General features: G+C 64.6%; 14 protein-coding genes. 2 read left to right on the top strand and 12 right to left on the bottom strand.

Annotated elements, in window-relative coordinates; genetic code table 11:
- Positions 1–9: 9 nt before the first annotated feature.
- The 7 genes from V6M89_RS15535 to V6M89_RS15565 are packed head-to-tail and all read right to left on the bottom strand — an operon-like array spanning position 10 to position 9,206.
- Complete coding sequence (locus tag V6M89_RS15535) at positions 10–1,371, bottom strand: aspartate aminotransferase family protein (protein ID WP_332854005.1); 1,362 nt, start codon at positions 1,369–1,371, stop codon at positions 10–12.
- Positions 1,372–1,373: 2 nt separating this feature from the next.
- Positions 1,374–2,711: a glutamine synthetase family protein gene (locus tag V6M89_RS15540; protein WP_332854006.1), complete on the bottom strand. Its 1,338-nt coding sequence runs from the start codon at positions 2,709–2,711 to the stop codon at positions 1,374–1,376.
- Between the two features lie 9 nt (positions 2,712–2,720).
- Entirely contained in the window at positions 2,721–4,100 is a 1,380-nt protein-coding gene (glnT, locus tag V6M89_RS15545) for a type III glutamate--ammonia ligase (protein ID WP_332854007.1), read from the bottom strand.
- Positions 4,082–5,569, bottom strand: a complete 1,488-nt coding sequence (locus V6M89_RS15550) for an aldehyde dehydrogenase (RefSeq protein WP_332854008.1) — start codon at positions 5,567–5,569, stop codon at positions 4,082–4,084. Before V6M89_RS15550 ends, glnT begins: the two co-directional genes overlap by 19 nt.
- A 20-nt stretch (positions 5,570–5,589) precedes the next feature.
- The gene (locus V6M89_RS15555; RefSeq protein ID WP_332854009.1) at positions 5,590–7,041 is read right to left on the bottom strand and encodes an aspartate aminotransferase family protein; all 1,452 of its coding nucleotides are present in this window, start codon (positions 7,039–7,041) and stop codon (positions 5,590–5,592) included.
- Between the two features lie 22 nt (positions 7,042–7,063).
- Positions 7,064–8,434, bottom strand: a complete 1,371-nt coding sequence (locus tag V6M89_RS15560; RefSeq protein ID WP_116992097.1) for a glutamine synthetase family protein — start codon at positions 8,432–8,434, stop codon at positions 7,064–7,066.
- Positions 8,435–8,453: 19 nt separating this feature from the next.
- The gene (locus V6M89_RS15565; protein WP_332854010.1) at positions 8,454–9,206 is read right to left on the bottom strand and encodes a gamma-glutamyl-gamma-aminobutyrate hydrolase family protein; all 753 of its coding nucleotides are present in this window, start codon (positions 9,204–9,206) and stop codon (positions 8,454–8,456) included.
- 75 nt (positions 9,207–9,281) lie between these two features.
- Here V6M89_RS15565 and pdxR point away from each other — a divergent pair, with 75 nt between their 5' ends.
- Together pdxR and V6M89_RS15575 are read left to right on the top strand one after the other, a co-directional pair.
- A complete protein-coding gene (pdxR, locus tag V6M89_RS15570) occupies positions 9,282–10,793 on the top strand; it encodes a MocR-like pyridoxine biosynthesis transcription factor PdxR (protein ID WP_332854011.1) in 1,512 nt (503 codons plus the stop codon).
- The gene (locus V6M89_RS15575; RefSeq protein ID WP_332854012.1) at positions 10,790–11,935 is read left to right on the top strand and encodes an MFS transporter; all 1,146 of its coding nucleotides are present in this window, start codon (positions 10,790–10,792) and stop codon (positions 11,933–11,935) included. The genes pdxR and V6M89_RS15575 overlap by 4 nt, the downstream gene beginning before the upstream one ends.
- On the opposite strand, the gene V6M89_RS15580 is transcribed toward V6M89_RS15575, so the two are convergent.
- The 5 genes from V6M89_RS15580 to V6M89_RS15600 form a co-directional block, all read right to left on the bottom strand.
- Positions 11,932–12,777, bottom strand: a complete 846-nt coding sequence (locus V6M89_RS15580) for an ABC transporter permease (protein ID WP_116992094.1) — start codon at positions 12,775–12,777, stop codon at positions 11,932–11,934. The genes V6M89_RS15575 and V6M89_RS15580 overlap by 4 nt on opposite strands.
- Positions 12,774–13,682 carry an ABC transporter permease subunit gene (locus V6M89_RS15585; protein WP_332854013.1) on the bottom strand — a complete coding sequence of 303 codons (909 nt, stop codon included), beginning with the start codon at positions 13,680–13,682 and terminating at the stop codon, positions 12,774–12,776. The genes V6M89_RS15580 and V6M89_RS15585 overlap by 4 nt, the downstream gene beginning before the upstream one ends.
- Positions 13,683–13,696: 14 nt before the next feature.
- On the bottom strand, positions 13,697–14,818 hold the full coding sequence (locus V6M89_RS15590; protein ID WP_332854014.1) for an ABC transporter ATP-binding protein: 1,122 nt from the start codon (positions 14,816–14,818) through the stop codon (positions 13,697–13,699).
- 105 nt (positions 14,819–14,923) lie between these two features.
- Positions 14,924–16,294, bottom strand: a complete 1,371-nt coding sequence (locus tag V6M89_RS15595) for a glutamine synthetase family protein (RefSeq protein ID WP_332854015.1) — start codon at positions 16,292–16,294, stop codon at positions 14,924–14,926.
- Positions 16,295–16,346: 52 nt separating this feature from the next.
- Positions 16,347–19,070, bottom strand: a complete 2,724-nt coding sequence (locus V6M89_RS15600; RefSeq protein WP_332854016.1) for a molybdopterin-dependent oxidoreductase — start codon at positions 19,068–19,070, stop codon at positions 16,347–16,349.
- Positions 19,071–19,077 lie beyond the last annotated feature (7 nt).

The following is a 19,077-nucleotide window of genomic DNA, read 5'->3' on the forward strand; positions in this document are numbered from 1 at the left end:
TAATCTGGCTCAAACAAGTCCGGACAAGCACGCATCGAATGCGGTCAGCAGCTGTTTGATGTCGCTTTCGCTGGTGCTGGGGCATACCAGCAGCATGTTGTGGAACGGTGTGATCAACAGGCCGCGGTTGAGCAAGTAGAGGTGGATGATCTGTTCAAGATCGCTGTCCAGTATCGCTTGCGCTTGCGTGCCGTTTTGCGGCGCGGTTGGTGTGAACTGGAATTCGGTGCGGGCGCCGATCTGGGTCACGCACCACGGCAGATTGTGGCGCGCGATCGCGGCGCGCAAGCCTGCCGCCAGTTGGGCTGCCAGCGCGAACATGTGTTGGTAGGCCTGCTCGGTCATCACCTGCTCCAGATTGGCGCGCATCGCGGCCATCGCGAACATGTTGGCGCTTAGCGTGGTGCCGACGCCGGAGTGGCCGGGTGGCGCGTCGTGCTTGGCCTTCTCCACTCGCCGCGCCAATTCCTCAGTAAATCCATAGACCGCACACGGGATGCCGCCGCCAATCGGTTTGCCGACCACCAGCGCGTCCGGCTGCATGCCGTGCGCCTGCGCGTAGCCTCCGGGGCCGCTGCTGATGGTGTGGGTTTCGTCGATCACCAGCAGGCTGCCGTGGCGCTTGATGAGCTGCTGCGCGGCCTCCCAGTAGCCCGGCTGCGGCAGCACCATGCCGATGTTGGTCATCACCGGTTCGGCCAGCACGCAGGCGATGTCGCCCTGCTTTAGCGCCGCCTCCAGTGCAGGCAGGTCGTTGAACTCCACCACTACAGTGTGATCCGTGAGCTTGTGCACTTGCCCCAGCAGGCTGTCGCGCTGCGTCGGCACACCGTCCACCAGATCGACAAACACATCGTCCACCGTGCCGTGATAGCAACCGTTGAAGACCAATACCTTGCTGCGGCCCGTCGCGGCGCGCAGCCAGCGCAGCACGAAGCGGTTGGCGTCCGAGGCGGACAAGGCGAACTGCCAGTACGGCAGGCCGAAACGCCGCGCCAGCTCAGCCGCCACCGGCGCGGCATCCTCCGACGGCAACATGGCGGTGTAGCCGCGCGCGGCCTGGCGCGCTATCGCCTGCGCCACGGGCGGCGGCGCGTGGCCAAACATGGCGCCGGTGTCGCCGAGGCAGAAGTCGATGTATTCGTGGCCGTCGGCGTCGCGGAAGCGGACACCCGATGCTTCGCGCACCGTCAGCGCGAACGGTGTAGACCAGTCATTCATCCAGTGCATCGGTACACCGAACAGCAGGTGCTGCGCGGCCTGCCCCGCCAATCGCGCCGACTCGGGATTGCGCGCGATGTAGCTGGCGCGTTCGGCGGCGGCCAGCGCTTGCACGCGGGGCCAGTTCAATCCGTCGCGGGCGCCGGCCATGGTCACACCAGTAGCATCAAGTGCTCGCGCTCCCAGGAGCTGATCACGCGACTGTAGGTGGCGAATTCGAGTTCTTTCACTTCGCAGAAGGCTTGTACGAACAACTCGCCCAGGATCTCGCTCAGCGGCTGGCATTCGCGCAGGCGCAGGATGGCGTCCTCCAAGTTGCGTGGCAGCTGGTCGTGTACATGCTCGGCGCTATCGGCGGTGGGCGGCGACGGCGTCAAGCCTTGCGTCATGCCGAGGTAGCCGCAGGCCAGCGTGGCGGCCATCGCCAGGTAGGGGTTGACGTCCACGCCTGGCACGCGGTTCTCCACGCGCCGGTTGACGGGCGCGGAGTTCGGGATGCGGATGCCGCAGGTGCGATTGTCGTAACCCCAATGCACATTGGTCGGCGCCGACATGAAGCGCGACAGCCGGCGATACGAGTTCACATGCGGCGCAAACAGCAACGTGGCCGCCGCCGTGTACTGCTCCAGCCCCGCGATATAGTTGAAGAACAAATCGCTGGCCTCACCGTCGGCGCGGCTGAAGATATTGGCGCCGGTCGCGGCATCCAAGATGCTCTGGTGGATGTGCATCGCGCTGCCGGGCTCCGTCTCCATCGGCTTGGCCATGAAGGTGGCGAAGATCCCGTGCCGCAGCGCCGTCTCCCTCACCGCGCGCTTGAACAGGAACACGCGGTCGGCCAGTTCCAGCGCCTCGCCGTGCGTGAAGTTGATCTCCATCTGCCCGGCGCCCGCTTCGTGGATCAGCGTCTCCACACCCAGCTCATGCTGCTTGCAGAAGGTGGACAGCTCCAGGAAGAAGGGATCGAAATCGTTGACGGCGTCGATCGAGTACGACTGGCGGCCGGACTCCGTCTTGCCGCTGCGGCCCAGCGGTGGCGTCAGCGGCTCGTGCGGGTTGCTGCTGCGCGCGACCAGGTAGAACTCCATCTCCGGCGCCACCACCGGCTGCCAGCCGCGCTCCGCATACAGCTTAAGCACCTTGCGCAGCACCGCACGCGGCGACAGGCCGACCGGCGAACCGTCGAAGTTCTGGCAATCGTGGATCACCAGCGCGACGTTCTCCGCCGCCCACGGCACCTGCCGCAGCGTGGCCAGGTCCGGCACGCAGATCATGTCGGGATCGGTGGCGCCGACGTAGGGCAGGTTGTTGGGTTGCTCGCCGTTGACGGTGTTCAGCAGCACGCTCTTGGGCAGGCGCATCTCGCCTTCGCTGAGAAAGAGATCCTTGGGCAGGATCTTGCCGCGAGCGATGCCGGTCATGTCGGCGATCACACACTCCACTTCGTGAATGTTGCGGTCACGTAGAAAGTCCTTCATGGCCTGGCTCATCGCTTGCTCCTAGAAGCGGTCGAGATAACGCGTGGTTTCCCAGGCGCTGACGTGTTGGCTGTATTCGATCCATTCGGCGCTCTTCAGCGCCACAAACTCGTTAATGATGTCCGTGCCCATCGCTTCGGCCAGCACGGTGTCGGCCCGCAGCGCGGCTGCAGCGGCACCGAGGTTTTGCGGCAGCAGCGTCAGCCCCAGCTCCGCACGCGCAGCGTCGGACATCTCGTACACATCCTGATTGACCGGTTCTGCGGCTTTCAGCGTCCGGTCGATGCCGTCCAGCCCTGCCGCGATCACACCAGCCAGAGCCAGATAGGGATTGGCCGAGCTATCGGGCAAGCGCCATTCAATGCGCTGGTAGACCACCCGCGCAACCGTGGTGCGGTTGTTGTTGCCGTAGCCGATGAAAGCCGGCGCCCAGCTGGTGCCGGACAGCGACTGCCCGCACATTAATCGTTTATACGAATTGACGGTCGGTGCGCACAACGCGGTCAACGCCGGCGCGTGATGCAGCAAGCCCGCCATGAAATGATAGGCCAGCGACGACAGCCCCAGATCGCGCCCGCCCTGCTCTTTCTCTTCGCCCAGCGCGAACAAGGGCTTGCCGGCGACATTCGCCAGCGACAAATGGAAATGCAGCCCGCTGCCAGGACGCTCGGCGAACGGCTTGGGCATCATCGAGAACAGCAGCCCCTCCTCCTCGGCGATATGCTGCGCAGCCATTTTGAAGAGCATGAAGTTATCGGCCGCCTTGAGCGCGTCGGCGTATTTGTAATTGACTTCAAACTGGCCGGTCGCATCCTCGTGATCGATCTGGAACACGCCCAGTCCACACTGGTCCAGCGACGTTGTCAACTTCTCGATGAAGCCTCGGCGGCGCAGCAGGCTCTTGGTGTCGTAGGATGGTTTTTCCAGCGTATCGGCGGCTTCGGCATCGTAGCCATTGGCGCCTTTTTGCAGCAGGAAGAACTCCGGCTCCAGCCCTGCGTTCAAGGTCCAGCCGCGCTGTGCCAGCCGCTCGACCTGCTTGCGCAATACCTGGCGCGGACAGGCGTCGAAAGGCTCGCCCGCCACATGACCGTCCAGCGCCACGCGCGCGTAACCAGGCAGCCAGGGCATGACCTTCAGGGTGGAGAGGTCGGCGCGGCCATAGTACTCCGAACGCGGACCGGTACGCGGCAAGCCAGTGCCCCAGATCGACGGGCCAGAGAATCCCGCGCCCGGCGAAACGATATCGTCCAGATTCGCCAGCGGTATCAGCTTGCCCTTGGCCGCACCGTGGATGTCCGTGAACTGCGCGAACACGAAGCGCACGCCTTTCGCGGCCAGCTCGCGCTGCAATTCTTCCGTCGAACGGGCCGCCGTACTGTCTAGCCGATTTGTATCCATGTAGTTTTCAGCTCGGTGTATTTATCGAATGCGTGCAGCGACTTGTCGCGCCCATTGCCGGACTGCTTGTAGCCGCCGAACGGCACGGTGATGTCGTCGCCGTCGTATTGATTGACGTGCACGGTGCCGGCGCGCAGCGCCCGCGCGGTCTGGATCGCCTTGCTGAGATCAGCCGTCCACACGGCGGCCTGCAAGCCGTACGGCGTGGCGTTGGCCTGCCTGACCGCGTCCTTCACGTCGGTAAAGCTCAGCACCGACAGCACCGGCCCGAAGATCTCCTCGCGCGCGATGGTCATGCTGCTGTCGACCTGGTCGAACAGCGTCGGCTCGACGTAGTAACCGCCGGTGTCGGTGCGCGCCTGGCGTCCACCGGACAGCAGCTTGGCGCCGCCCGACTGGCCAGCTTCGATGTAACCCATCACCGTCTTCAATTGCGTCGCGTCGACGATGGCGCCCATGACGGTGTTTTCGTCGAGCGGATCGCCAGGCTGGAAGGCAGGCATCATCGCCATCGCTTTTTCAAGGAACTGCTCCTTGATCGACGCTTCCACAAACAGGCGCGAAGGCGCGTTGCAGCTCTCGCCCTGGTTGAAGTAGATGGAGCCGATGGCCGCTTCCACCGCCTTGTCCAGGTCCGGGCAATCGGCGCAGACGATATTGGCCGACTTGCCGCCCAATTCAGTCCAGGCCCGCTTCAGATTGGACTGCCCGGCCATCTGCAAAATCTGCTTGCCGATGCGGGTGGAGCCGGTAAAGCCGATGCAGTCCACGTCCATGTGCAGGCCAAGCGCGGCGCCGGCTTCATGGCCGTAACCCGGCAGCACATTGAACACGCCCGGCGGAATGCCCGCCTCCAGCGCGATCTCCGCCAAACGCAGCGCCGTCAACGGCGACTTCTCGGACGGCTTGAGCACCACGCTGTTCCCGGCGGCCAGCGCCGGCGCGATCTTCCAAGCGGCCATGATCATCGGATAATTCCACGGCACGATGGCCGCCACCACGCCGACCGGCTCGCGCGTGATCAGCGCCAGGCTGTTGGCCGCTGTCGGTGCGATCTCGTCGTAGATCTTGTCGATCGCCTCGCCGTACCAGCGCAGGCAGTTGGCGGTCGCGCCCACATCCACGCTTTGGCTGTACTTGATCGGTTTGCCCATGTCCAGCGTTTCAAGCAGCGCCAGTTCCGGGCCGTACTTCTGGACCAGATCCGCGAACTTGATCAGCGTGCGCTTGCGCTGCGCCGGCGATTTTCCAGCCCAGCGGCGGTCCTCGAATGCGGCACGTGCCGCAGCCACCGCCAGGTCGACATCGGCGCCGTCGCAGCGCGCCACCATACCCAGCTTGCGGCCGTCGATCGGCGACAGGTTCTCAAACTGCTGTTCGGATTTGGCCCAGACGCGCTCGCCGCCGATGAAGGCGCGGCCGTCGATTTGCAGGCTGCTCGCCCGCTCGTGCCAGGATGTTGTCGTCATATTCGTCTCCACTTCAGGATTTACAGCCAGCCGCGCTGCTGGAGGTCGGCGTAGGTCAGGTCGAGGCAGTTGCGGATCAAGGCCACCATCTCATCGATCTGCGCACAGCTCATCACCAGCGGCGGCGCGATGATCATGCGGTCGCCGACGGCGCGCATGATCATGCCATTGTTGAACATGTAGCCACGGCAGACCATGCCCACCGCCAGCTCCTCGTCGAACGGCACGTTCTCGTGCACGGTCGCGCCCTTGACGCGCACCAGGTTCAGGCCCGCGACGAAGCCGCAACTATCAGCATAGCCAACCAGCGGATGATCCGCCAGCTCGGCAAAACGCTTTTTCAGATACGGCCCGGTCTCGTTGCCGACGCGTTCGACCAGCTTCTCGTCTTCGAGGATGCGGATATTCTCCAGCGCCGCCGCGCAAGCGACAGGATGGCCGGAGTAGGTGAAGCCGTGATTGAATTCGCCGCCCTGCTCGATCAGCACATCGGCCACGCGGTCGCCAACCAGCACGCCGCCCAGCGGCACATAGCCGGAGGTCACGCCCTTGGCGAAAGTGATCAGGTCCGGCTTGATGCCGAACAGCTCGGACGCGAACCACTTGCCCAGCCGGCCGAAGCCGCAGATCACCTCATCGGCAATCAGCAGGATGCCGTACTTGTCGCAGATGCGCTGGATCTCCGGCCAGTAGGTAGCCGGCGGGATAATCACACCGCCCGCGCCCTGTATCGGCTCGCCGATGAAGGCCGCGACCTTGTCCGCGCCAACCTTCAGGATCTTCTTCTCCAGCCACGACGCGGCTTCGATGCCGAATTCATCCTCCGTCATGCCGCGCCCGGATTCCAGATAGTTCGGCTGGCCGATATGCACGATACCGGGAATCGGCAAGCCGCCCTGCGCGTGCATGCCATCCATGCCGCCCAGCGACGCGCCGGCCACGGTGCTGCCGTGATAGGCGTTGTGGCGGCTGATGATGGTGTGGCGCTCCTTGTAGCCCAGCACGTCCCAATAGCGGCGCACCATGCGCAGATTGGTGTCGTTGCCTTCCGAGCCGGATCCGGTGAAGTAGACGTGGTTGAACTGCGGCGGCGAGATCTTCACCAACTTGGCCGCCAGCTCCACGGCGGGAATATTGGTGGTGTTGAAGAAGCTGTTATAAAACGGCAGCGTCTCCATCTGCTTGTACACCGCTTCCGAAATGCTGGTGCGGCCGTAGCCGACATTGACGCACCACAGGCCGGACATCCCGTCCAATACCTTCTTGCCCTGCGAGTCCCACAGATAGATGCCCTCGCCGCGCACCATCACGCGCGCGCCCTTTTCGCCGAGCGCCTTGTGGTCGGTGAAGGGGTGGATGTAGTGGGCCGTGTCCAGCTTCTGGATGGCGGCAGTGTCATAGACTTCCGGGCGCGCTGCGGCCTTGACCGACGCGACCAATGCGGCGCTTGGCGCCAATGAATTGTTCGACATGATGGCTCCTATCTCAAAATGATCAGACGTGCAGCAGCAGGTGCTCGCGCTCCCACGGGCTGATGACGGTCATGAATTCCTGGTGCTCCAGATCCTTGATCGCCGAATAGACGTCGATGAAACGGTCACCCAGCACGCTGCGCAGCTTGTCTTCGCCGCGCAGCAGCTGCAGCGCTTCCGGCAAGCCTTGCGGCAGTTCGACCATCAGGTCATACGCGCTGCCGACGGTCATCGGCGTCGGCTCCAGCTGCTCGGTCATGCCGAGGTAGCCGCAAGCCAGCGTGACCGCCAGCGCCAGGTAGGGATTGGCGTCCGCACCGATGATGCGGTTCTCCACGCGGCGATCCTGCACGCCCGATTCCGGCACGCGGAAGCCGACGGTGCGGTTGTCCATGCCCCACTGGATGTTGATCGGCGCCGCAGTGTGGCGCACGATGCGGCGATACGAATTGACGTAAGGCGCAACGATCGCCATCGCCGACGGCATGTAGCGTTGCAGGCCTCCGATGTAGTGCTTGAAGATCGGCGCGGCCGAACCGTCTTCGGCGCTGAAGATGTTCTTGCCGGTCTTGGCATCGACCACGCTTTGGTGCACGTGCATCGCGGAACCCGGTTCACCCGCCATCGGCTTGGCCATGAAGGTCGCGTACATATCGTGCTTGAGCGCCGCTTCGCGCAAGGTGCGCTTGAAGAAGAACACCTTGTCGGCCAGGCCGAGCGGATCGCCGTGCAGGAAGTTGATCTCCATCTGGCCGGCGCCGATTTCGTGAATCAGCGTGTCGACGTCGAGGTTCATCAGGTCGCAGTAGTCGTAGATGTCTTCGAACAGCGGATCGAATTCATTCACCGCATCGATGCTGTAGACCTGACGGCTGGTTTCCGCGCGGCCGCTACGGCCGATAGGCGGTTTCAAAGGCAGATCGGGATCGCTGTTCTTGGCGGTCAGGTAGAACTCCAGTTCCGGCGCCACCACTGGCTTCCAGCCTTTGTCGGCGTACAGCTTCAGTACGCGGCGCAGCACGGAGCGCGGCGCGAAATCGACCAGGCGGCCGTCGGAGAAGTAGCAGTCGTGGATGACCTGCGCGGTCGGGTCGGTGGCCCACGGCACCATGGTGATGGTGGTCGGATCGGCCTTCAGTATCATGTCGCGGTCGGTGGTGGAGATGGCGCGGTCGTAGCCTGCGTCTTCCACCGGGCAGTTGCCGGTTACGGTCATGCCCAGCACCGCTTCGGGGATGCGCATGCCGCGCTCCTGGGTGAACTTACCGCGCGGGAGGATCTTCCCGCGTGCTACGCCGGTCAAGTCGGGGACCAGGCATTCGATTTCGGTGACGTGCTTCTCGTTGAGCCACAGGTCCATGTCGGTATAAGTAAAATTTTCGCGGATTGCCATGGTTTTCTCTCTTTGTTTTCTAGCGTTGATTTTTATAGTTGCGGCAGGCCTCGCCGAAGGCCTTGAATAATCTGACGGAATCGGGATTCTCCGCCAGGCGCCACTCTGGATGCCACTGTACCGCGAGCGCGAAACTACTGGCGTTTGCTACGCGGTAGGCTTCCACTAGGCCGTCGTCGGCGCGTGCTTCCGCGACCAGCGATGGCGCCAGTTGGGCGATGCCCTGGCCGTGCAGCGAATTGACCATGATGTCGGACGCGCCTCCCAATATGCGCGCCAGTTGCCCGCCAGGCTCCAATCGCACGCGGTGCGAGGCAGCGTATTGCTGCTCCAGCGGCTGGTCCTTGCGCTCGCGGTGGTCGGCCATGCCAGCCACGTTGTGCACCGCCTGGTGCAGCGTACCGCCCAGCGCCACGTTCACTTCCTGGAAGCCGCGGCATATCGCCAGCAGCGGTATGCCGCGCTTGAGCGCCGCCCGGATGAAAGGCAGCGTGGTGGCGTCGCGCGCCGCGTCCTGCGGCAGCGAGGGATCCAGCACTTCATGCCCATACAGGCTGGCATGCACGTTGGATGGTGAACCGGTCAGCATGACGCCGTCGGCCAGCGCCAGCAGCGTCTCAAAATTGGTGGACGCGCCCAGGGCGGGCATGATGAGCGGCGTGCAGCCCGCCCCATCGGCCACTGCGGCGACATATTTGAATTGGGCTGTGTGATTGGCATGGGCGCCGATCTGGTTCACACAGGCGGGAACGATGACAATTGGGCTGTGCATGGCTTCATCATATGCCTATTTTGGTATCATTGTGAGTGCCACTTGTTTAAAATTGATGGAACCACTTTGAATCCCATGCCGCATCCGCCCTCCCCAACTTCCGATCTGCTAGCCCAGACATTGGCGCAATCCGGCTTCCATCCGCGCCTGCCGCAGCAGCGCCGTTTGTACGAAGCGGCCAAGAGCGCGATCCACCGCCAGTTGCTGGGCGCGGGCAGCAAACTGCCGTCCAGCCGCGACCTGGCGCGTGACCTTGGCATCTCGCGCAACACGGTGATCGCCGCGTTCGAGCAGTTGGCGGCCGAGGGCTATGTCACCAGCCAGCTGGGTAGCGGCACCTACGTGGCGGACTTGCAGGCGCAACGCGCCAGCATGCGCGGCTCCGGCCCTGCGCCGCGCGGATCGCCGCAGGGCCGCCCGGCGCGGCTGTCCCGCCGGGGGCGCGAATTGACCAGCTTTGCCGCCGGTCCGCGCTTCGAGATCCAGCCTTTCGCGCCGGGCGAGGACGACTTCTCATCCTTCCCATTCAAGCTTTGGCAGCGGCTGCAAAACCGCATCTGGCGCGAGGCGCGCACCGAACTGCTGGACTACGGCCAGTCCGGCGGCCACCTGCCACTGCGCCAGGCCATCACCGAGTACCTGCGCTTGTCGCGTTCCGTGAAGGTGACGGTGGACCAGGTGATGATCACGGCCGGCACGCAGCAATCGCTGGACCTGTGCGCGCAGCTGCTGGCCGATGCCGGCGACACCGCCTGGGTCGAGGATCCCGGCTACTGGGGCGCGCGCCGCGTGTTCCAGTCGCGCGAACTGAAGCTGCATCCGATCGCGGTCGACGACGACGGCATGGTGCTGAAGGAATCGGACCTGGCCACCAAGCCGCGCCTGATCTACGCCACGCCGTCGCACCAGTATCCAACCGGCTCCGTCATGAGCCTGGCCCGTCGGCGCGAACTGCTCGACATCGCCGTGCGCAAAGACGCATGGATACTGGAGGACGACTACGACAGCGAATTCCGCTACACCGGCCGTCCGCTGGCGGCGCTGCAAGGACTGGACATCGACGACCGCGTGCTCTACATGGGCACCTTCTCCAAGGTGCTCTACCCCGGCATCAAGGTCGGCTACCTGGTGGTGCCGCCGGCGCTGGTCGATGGTTTCAAGAGCGCGCTGTACGACCTGCAGCGGCCCGGCCAACTGACGGTGCAGGCGGTGCTGGCGGACTTTATCGCGCTGGGCCACTTCACCACCCACATCCGCAAGATACGCCAGACCTACGGCGCCCGCCGTGAGCTGCTGCGCCGCACGCTGGTGCAGCAGCTTTCGCCCCGGCTGCGCGGCAGGGTGACCATCTCCAGTGAGGAATCCGGCCTGCATCTGGTGGTGCAGTTGCCCGACGACGCCGACGACGTGGCGCTGGAAGCAGCGGCTGCCGCAGCGGATATCCGCGTCAAGGCCCTCTCAACCTACTACCTCGCGCAGCCGACCAGGCGCGGCCTGCTGGTCGGTTACGCCTACTGCACGCCGGAGAAGATCAGCCACTACGGCCGCATCCTGGCGGACCTGATCGAGACCGGAGTGCCAGCATGAAGCACATGCCTTGGCGAGACTTCTGCGCGCTGGTCAGCAGCATCGGCGTGGTCGGCCTGGGACTGGGCGCCACCATTCCGCTGACGGCGCTGCGGCTGGACCAGCGCGGCATCGGCACCGACATCATCGGCATCATCACCGCCGCCAGCGCCTTCGGCATCCTGGCGGCGACGCCCTTCGTCTCGCGCTGGGTGGCTCGCCACGGACCGCGCGGCTGCATGACAGCCGCCATCGCCATCGGCGCGCTGTCCACCGGCTTGATGGAAGCGACCGACAACGTGCTGCTGTGGGGTGTGCTGCGCTTCGTGTTCGGCGCCTGCATGGGTGTGTTGTTCACCATCGGCGAGGCTTGGGTCAACCATCTTGCGCCGGTCAATTCGCGCGGCCGCGTGGTGGCCATGTACACCACCGCGTTCACGCTGTTCCAGCTGATAGGCCCGGCCTTGGTGGCGGGATTGGAAGGCAAGGTCGCATGGCCGTTCGCCGCCTGCGGCGCGTTGTTCCTGCTCGCCCTGCCCGGCATGGCGCTGATCTCCAACGATGGCCAGGTCGAGGAAGACGAACCGCACGTCTCCTGGCGCGCGGTGCTGCCGCGCATGCCGATGATCGCGGTCGGCGCGGCCTTCTTCGCGCTGTTCGACACGCTGGCATTGAGCCTGCTGCCCTTGTACGCGATCCGCCAAGGCATGCTCACCGAACTGGCGCTGTTGTCGGCCACCGTGGTGCTGGTCGGCGACACCGCGCTGCAATTCGCCTTCGGCTGGCTGGCCGACCATGTGGGCCGCCGGCGCGTGCACACTGGCTGCGGCATCGCGGTATGCGTGCTGCTGCCGCTGCTGCCGTTCGCGGCGGGTACGCCGTGGCTGTGGTGGATACTGCTGCTGATGCTGGGGGCGGTGGCGGGGGCGATCTACATGCTGTCGCTGGTGGCGTGCGGCGCGCGCTTCCAGGGGCAATCGCTGGTCGCGGCCAGCGCCGTGGTCAATGCCAGCTGGGGCATCACCAGCAGCGGCGGGCCGCTGGTGACAGGTCTGTTGATGCAGACCGCCGGCATCAATGCGCTACCGGCGGTGCTGTGGTGCGGCGCGGCGATTTTCGTCGCCTGCGCCTGGTGGGAATACAAACAGGGTTACGTCGATTAACCCTTGGCCGCAGCGGCCACCTGCTTCTGGCGCAGGCGTTCGCTGCGGGCCATGTACAGGCTCGATGCGATCACGCCGATCGACACCACGAGAATGGTCAACGCCGCCACCGCGTTCACGCGCGGGTCCAGGCCCAGGCGCGCGCGCGAGAAGATCACTATAGGCATCGTCGACGAGCCGGGGCCGGACAGGAAGGCCGACAGCACCACGTCATCCAGCGACAGCGTGAACGTCAGCAGCCACGCGGAACCCAGCGCCTGCGTGATGTTCGGCAGCGTCACCAGGAAAAACACCTGGTATGGACGGCAACCGAGATCCATCGCCGCTTCCTCCAGCGACTTGTTCATCTCCTGGAGGCGCGACTGCACCACCACCGCCGCATAGGCCATGCCCAGCAAGGTGTGGCCCAGCCAGATCGTTACCAGGCCGCGCTCCGGGAAGCCGAACGCCTTCTGCACCGACACCAGCATCAGCAGCAGCGACAGGCCGATGATCACCTCCGGCATCACCAGCGGCGCGCTGACCATGCCCGAGAACAGCGTGCGGCCGGCGAAGCGCTGGTAGCGGTTCAACACAAACGCCGCAAACGTCCCCAGCACCACCGAGCTGCAAGCCGTCAGCAGCGCGATGCGCAGCGACAGCCCGAAACCGCTGATGATCTCCGTATCCTCCATCAGCGCCGCATACCACTGCGTCGAGAAGCCGCTCCACACCATGTCCTGGCGCGAGCTGTTAAACGAAAACACCACCAGCACCACGATCGGCAGGTAGAGGAACAGATAGCCCAGCGACAGCCAGCCGCGCCCGAACCAACGCTGCACGAAATTGGAATGTCCTTTCATGGGCGATCCTCCTCTGCCTTGTATTTATTGAAGATCGCCATCGGCACCAGGATCAGCAGGATCACCACCACCGTCACCGAGGACGCCAGCGGCCAGTCGTTATTGGTGAAGAATTCGTCCCACAGCTGGCGGCCGATCATCAGCGTTTCCGGGCCGCCCAGCAGTTCCGGGATCACGTACTCGCCCACCGCCGGGATAAACACCAGCATGGTGCCGGCGATGATGCCGGACTTCGACAGCGGCACCGTGATGCGCCAGAACGCCTGCATCGGCGTCGCGCCCAGGTCGGCCGCGGCCTCCAGGAAGCGCAGGTCCATCTTCACCAGGTTGGCGTACAGCGGCAGGATCATGAACGGCAGGTAGGCGTAGACCATGCCGATGATGAGCGAGAACTGCGTGTTCATCAGGTGCAGCGGCTCGGTAATGAAGCCCACGCTGATCAGGAAGTGGTTCAGGATGCCGTTGTTGGCCAGGATGCCCTTCCAGGCGTAGATGCGCAGCAGGAAGGAGGTCCAGAACGGCATCATCACCAGCATCAGCAGCACCGGGCGCACGGTCGGCTTGGCGCGCGCCATGAAGTAGGCGAACGGGTAGCCGATGATGAGGCACAGCGTGGCCGTGATGGCGGCGAACTTGATCGAGTTCAGGTAGGTCAGCGCATACAGCTCGTCCTGCGCGATGAACAGGTAGTTGGAGATCTTGACCTTGAGCGTGATGACGCCGTCGGCCATCGTCATCAAGGTGCCGAAGGGATTGCCGCCGGTGTCCGCCTCGGTGAAGCTGATGCGCATCACGATCAGGAACGGCACCAGGAAGGCCACCGTCAACCACAGGAAGGGCACGCCGATCACCAGGTTGCGGCCGGTGATCCAGCGCCCGCTCAGCAGATTCTTGAGAAATTTCATGGCTGCGCTCCGCCTTAGCTGGTCAGCACGACGACGTCGGCGCCGTCCCACCAGGCGTAGACGCGCTGATCGCGCTTGAGCGCCGAGTCGTCATGGCGGGCCGCGTTGGTGCGCGAGACCTTCAGCGCCATGCCGCTGTCGAGGCGCACGTGGTACAGCGTCTCGTTGCCGAAGTAGGCCATCGCCGTGATCACGCCCTGCACGCAGTTGTAGCCGTCCTCGCTGGCGTTGGCGCGCTGCGCCGCGGTCGGCGCCTCGGCCTGCACGGCGATCTTCTCGGGACGCACCGCCACCGACACCGGCATGCCCACCGTGCCGGTAATGCCGTGGGTGACGTAGTGTCGGCCTTCCGTCGTGTCGACGATAACGTGGTCCGGCTCATCGACCGTCACGCTGCCGTTGAACATATTGACGCTGCCGATGAAGTCCGCGACGAAGCGGCAGTTCGGCGTTTCGTAGATTTCGCCCGGCGCGCCCACCTGCAGGATGCGGCCTTCGCTCATCACGGCGATGCGGGTCGCCATGCTCATGGCTTCGTCCTGGTCGTGGGTGACCATCACGCAGGTCACGCCCACTTCCTCGATGATGCCGACCAGTTCCATCTGCGTGCGTTCGCGCAGCTTCTTGTCCAGGGCGCCCAGCGGCTCGTCCAGCAGCAGCAACTGCGGACGCTTGGCCAGGCTGCGCGCCAGCGCCACGCGCTGCTGCTGGCCGCCGGACAGCTGGTGCGGCTTGCGTTTGCCGTAGGCGGTCAGCTGCACCAGCGCCAGCATCTGCTCCACGCGGGCGGCGATTTCGTCCTTCGGCAGGCCGTCGCGGCGCAGGCCGAAGGCGATGTTGTCCCATACCGACAGGTGCGGGAACAGTGCATAGGACTGGAACATCATGTTGATCGGGCGCTCGTACGGCGGCACGCCGACGATATCCTTGCCGCCCAGCGTGATCTGGCCCTGGGTCGGCGTCTCGAAACCGGCCAGCATGCGCAGCAGCGTGGACTTGCCGCAGCCGGAACTCCCCAGCAGCGCAAAGATCTCGCCCTTGTTGATCGCCACCGACACATCGTTGACGGCGCGGACGCCGTCGAATTCCTTAACCAGGTTGCGGATCAGCAGGAAGGGTTCTCGCTCTTGGGTCATGTTATTAAAATATAAATGATATTAATAATATACGGGAAAACCCGTGAAAGTTAGGCCGACCGCAGGCCGCGCGCTTGGTCGAACCCGTGATTATAAATGACGAAATCACACATGCAACAGCAGGTGCTCCCGCTCCCACGGGCTGATGACGGTCATGAACTCCTGGTGCTCCAGTTCCTTGATCGCCGTGTAGACGTCGATGAAGCGCTCGCCCAGCACATCGCGCAGCCGATCCTCGCGCCGCAGCAGCTCCAGCGCCTGCGGCAGCCCTTGCGGCAGCTCGAACAAATGGCCGTAGGCGCTGGCGGTGGTCATCGGGGTCGGCTCCAGCTGGTCCACCAGGCCGAGATAGCCGCAGGCCAGCGTCACCGCCATCGCCAGATAGGGATTGGCGTCGGCGCCGATGATGCGGTTCTCCACCCGGCGCTGCTCCACGCCCGATATCGGAATACGGAAGCCCACGGTGCGGTTGTCGATGCCCCACTGGATGTTGATCGGCGCGGCCGTATGGCGCACGATGCGGCGGTAGGAATTCACATACGGCGCCATGATCGCCATCACCGACGGCGTGTAGCGCTGCAATCCGCCGATGTAGTGGCGGAAGTGGGCCGACGGCGAACCGTCCGCCGCGCTGAAGATATTGCGGCCGGTCGCGGCGTCGCTCACGCTCTGGTGCACGTGCATCGCCGATCCGGGCTCGCCCGCCATCGGCTTGGCCATGAAGGTGGCGTACATATCGTGCTTGAGCGCCGCCTCGCGCAAGGTGCGCTTGAAGTAGAAGACGTTGTCGGCCAGCGCCAGCGCGTCTCCGTGCTGGAAGTTGAGGCCCATCTGGCCGGCGCCGGTTTCGTGGATCAGCGTGTCGACGTCAAGGTTCATCAACGCGCAGTAGTCGTAGATGTCCTCGAACAGCGGATCGAATTCGTTGACGGCGTCGATGCTGTAGACCTGGCGGCTGGTTTCGGCGCGGCCGCTGCGGCCCACCGGCGCCTTCAGCGGCAGGTCGGGATCGATGTTCTTCTCGGTCAGATAAAACTCCAGCTCCGGCCCCACCACCGGCGTCCAGCCTTTGTCGGCATACAGCTTGAGCACCCGGCGCAGCACCGAGCGCGGGGCGAAATCGACCAGCGTGCCGTCGGCGAAGTAGCAGTCGTGGATCACCTGCGCGGTGGGGTCGATGGCCCAGGGGACTTTGGTGATGCTGCCGGGGTCCGCGCGCAGGATCATGTCGCGGTCGGTGGAGGAGATGGCGCGGTCGTAGGCCGCGTTCTCGGTCGGGTAGTTGCCGGTGACGGTCATGCCCAGCACCGCCTCGGGAATGCGCATGCCGCGTTCCTGGGTGAATTTGGCGCGCGGCAGGATCTTCCCGCGCGCCACACCCGTCAAGTCGGGCACCAGGCATTCGATTTCAGTGACTCGGTTCTCGTTGAGCCACTGGTCCATATCGGCATCGGAGAAATTTTCACGGATAGACATGTTCGCTCTCGGTGGTCATGATCAAGCGATCGATATGTCTAATTTACCATGTTTACAACCTTTCTTCCTCTGCCTCCACGCGGGTTTGCACAAGAATCTTTTTGATCTCCGGCACGCAGGAGCCGCAATTGCCGCCCGCTTTCAGGCAGGCCGTCACTTCGGGCACCGTTTTCAGGTCCTTTTCGATGATGGCGTTGCAGATCGTGTTGCGGCCCACGCCGAAGCAGGAACACACGGTAGGACCGGTATCGGCGCCCTTCTCGACCGGCATGCCGACCAGCAGGCCGACACGGTCGATCTCACTGAGCAGGTCCTTGACGAACAGGCTGGCCAGCCAGGCGCGCGACGGCATATCCTGGCGCGGCGACAGGAAGATGCATTGTTCGATGCGGTCGTTCACCACATGCACGGCGCGGTACACGCCGGCGGTGCGGTCTTCGTATTCGAGCCAGTCGGCGTCCAGGTCGGCCACGCCCAGCAGCTCGCGCGCCCAGCCGCCGAAGTCTTTGATCGTATTGCGGCCGGCCAGCTCGTAGCGGGCGAATTCGCGGCCCTGGATGCGGGTCCAGTGGGCCACGCTGTCGAGATTCATTTCGGTGCGGCTCAGGATGAAGCCGTGCCAGTTCACGCGGAACTGCTCGATGCGCACCGGCGTGTGCTTGAATTCCGGCTCGCCGGACACCGGGTCGACCACCGGATTGACCAGGGCGCCAACGCGCGCATCGGACGAGGTCTGGCCCGACCAGTGGATGGGAATGAACACGCTGCCGCGCGGGATGCCGCCGCCGTGCTGCACGCGCGCCACCATCGCGCCCCATGCGGAGCTGACGCGCGCCAGTTCGCCCTCGCGCACGCCGTGCAGCAGCGCGTCCTGCGGGTGGATGTCGACGAAGGATTCGGCGATGTGGTCGGCCAGCGTGGCGGATTTTCCGGTGCGCGTCATGGTGTGCCACTGGTCGCGCACGCGGCCGGTGTTAAGCGTCAGCGGGAAGTCTTCGCAAATGGCGTTGGCCGGAGCGCGGGTGGCGGTGGCGATGAAGCGCGCCTTGCCGTCGGCGTGGGCAAAGACGTTGTCCTTGAACAGGCGCGCTTCGACCTGCAACTCGCCCGATGCGGTGCGGCGCACCGGCCATTGGGTCGGTTCCAGTTCGTCGTATTCGCGCTGATTGAGGCCGGCCAGGCCGGACATGTCGAAGGCACGCGGCACGTCGCCGACGGCGTTGCGGAAGCCGCTCAGGCGCGCATGTTCGTCGAACACGCCTTGGGGGCCGCAGAAATCGAAGCCGCCGAAGCCCATGCGCTGCGCGAACAGCGACAGGATCTTCCAGTCCGGCAGCGCCTCGCCCGGCGCCTGCAGGAAGGCGCGCTGGCGCGACACGCGGCGCTCGGAATTGGTGACCGTGCCGTCTTTCTCGCCCCAGCCCAGCGCCGGCAGCAGCACGTCGGCGTAGGCGTTGGTGTCGGTGTTCTGCATGATGTCGGTGGCGACCACCAGTTCGCACTTCTCGAGCGCGCGGCGGGCTTGATCCGCATCCGGCAGGCTGACCAGCGGATTGGTGGCGATTACCCATACCGCCTTGACCTTGCCCGCTTCAATCGCCTGGAACAGGTCGACCGCCTTCAGGCCAGGCTTGGCGGCGATGGCCGGCGAGTCCCAGAAGGTTTGCACCACGTCACGGTGGTCGGCGCGGTCCAGGTCCATGTGCGCGGCCAGCATGTTGGCCAGGCCGCCCACTTCGCGGCCGCCCATCGCGTTAGGCTGACCGGTGATCGAAAACGGTCCCATGCCTGGCTTGCCGATACGGCCGCCGATCAGGTGGCAGTTGATGATGGCGTTGACCTTGTCGGTACCGGCCGACGACTGGTTGACGCCCATCGAGAACGCGGTGATGGTCTTGCGCGTGGAGGCGAACGATTCGTAGAACTCCATCAGCACCGGCAGTTCGATGCGGCAGATCTTCGCCACGGCGGCGGGATCGTTGCAATCGACGTTTGCCGTTTCCAGCGCCGCGTCCAGTCCATTGGTGTGCTGAGCGACAAATGCCGGATCGACCGCGCCGATGCGCGCCAGGTAGCTCAGCAAGCCGTTGAACAGCCACACGTCGGTGCCCGCCTTGACCGGCAGGTGCAGGTCGGCCAGCTCGCAGGTGGCTGTGCGGCGCGGATCGATGACCACGATCTTCATCTCCGGCCGGCTTTCCTTGGCCTTGAGGATGCGCTGGAACAGGATGGGATGGCACCACGCGGTGTTGGAGCCGACCAGCACCACCATGTCGGCCAGTTCCAGGTCGTCGTAGCACAGCGGCACCAGGTCTTCGCCGAAGGCGCGTTTGTAGCCGGCCACCGCCGACGACATGCACAGACGCGAGTTGGTGTCGATATTGGCGCTGCCGATGTAGCCCTTCATCAGCTTGTTGGCGACGTAGTAGTCCTCGGTCAGCAGCTGGCCGGAGACGTACAGCGCCACCGCGTCCGGGCCATGCTCGGCGATGATGGCGCGCCAGCCGTCGGCGACCTTGTCCAGCGCGGCATCCCATGACACGCGGCGCAAGCCGTCCGCGTCGCGCACCTGCGGATACAGCAGGCGGCCTTCGAGGCCGGTCGTCTCGCCCAATGCCGAGCCTTTGACACACAGGCGGCCCTTGTTCGCAGGATGCAGCTTGTCGCCGGCGATGGCGATCGTGCCGTCGGCCTTGGGCGTGGCCTGCACACCGCAACCGACGCCGCAATAGGCGCAGGTGGTGCGTACTGCAAGATGGTCAGTGGACAGGTTCAAGATGCTT

The sequence above is a fragment of the Duganella sp. S19_KUP01_CR8 genome (assembly GCF_036688705.1).
Taxonomy (GTDB): Bacteria; Pseudomonadota; Gammaproteobacteria; order Burkholderiales; family Burkholderiaceae_D; genus Rugamonas.

Coding starts and splice junctions, on each gene's coding strand:
- V6M89_RS15535 (WP_332854005.1), bottom strand. CDS start 1,371: ATGGCCGGCGCCCGCGACGGATTGAACTGGCCCCGCGTGCAAGCGCTG.
- V6M89_RS15540 (WP_332854006.1), bottom strand. CDS start 2,711: ATGAGCCAGGCCATGAAGGACTTTCTACGTGACCGCAACATTCACGAA.
- glnT (WP_332854007.1), bottom strand. CDS start 4,100: ATGGATACAAATCGGCTAGACAGTACGGCGGCCCGTTCGACGGAAGAA.
- V6M89_RS15550 (WP_332854008.1), bottom strand. CDS start 5,569: ATGACGACAACATCCTGGCACGAGCGGGCGAGCAGCCTGCAAATCGAC.
- V6M89_RS15555 (WP_332854009.1), bottom strand. CDS start 7,041: ATGTCGAACAATTCATTGGCGCCAAGCGCCGCATTGGTCGCGTCGGTC.
- V6M89_RS15560 (WP_116992097.1), bottom strand. CDS start 8,434: ATGGCAATCCGCGAAAATTTTACTTATACCGACATGGACCTGTGGCTC.
- V6M89_RS15565 (WP_332854010.1), bottom strand. CDS start 9,206: ATGCACAGCCCAATTGTCATCGTTCCCGCCTGTGTGAACCAGATCGGC.
- pdxR (WP_332854011.1), top strand. CDS start 9,282: ATGCCGCATCCGCCCTCCCCAACTTCCGATCTGCTAGCCCAGACATTG.
- V6M89_RS15575 (WP_332854012.1), top strand. CDS start 10,790: ATGAAGCACATGCCTTGGCGAGACTTCTGCGCGCTGGTCAGCAGCATC.
- V6M89_RS15580 (WP_116992094.1), bottom strand. CDS start 12,777: ATGAAAGGACATTCCAATTTCGTGCAGCGTTGGTTCGGGCGCGGCTGG.
- V6M89_RS15585 (WP_332854013.1), bottom strand. CDS start 13,682: ATGAAATTTCTCAAGAATCTGCTGAGCGGGCGCTGGATCACCGGCCGC.
- V6M89_RS15590 (WP_332854014.1), bottom strand. CDS start 14,818: ATGACCCAAGAGCGAGAACCCTTCCTGCTGATCCGCAACCTGGTTAAG.
- V6M89_RS15595 (WP_332854015.1), bottom strand. CDS start 16,294: ATGTCTATCCGTGAAAATTTCTCCGATGCCGATATGGACCAGTGGCTC.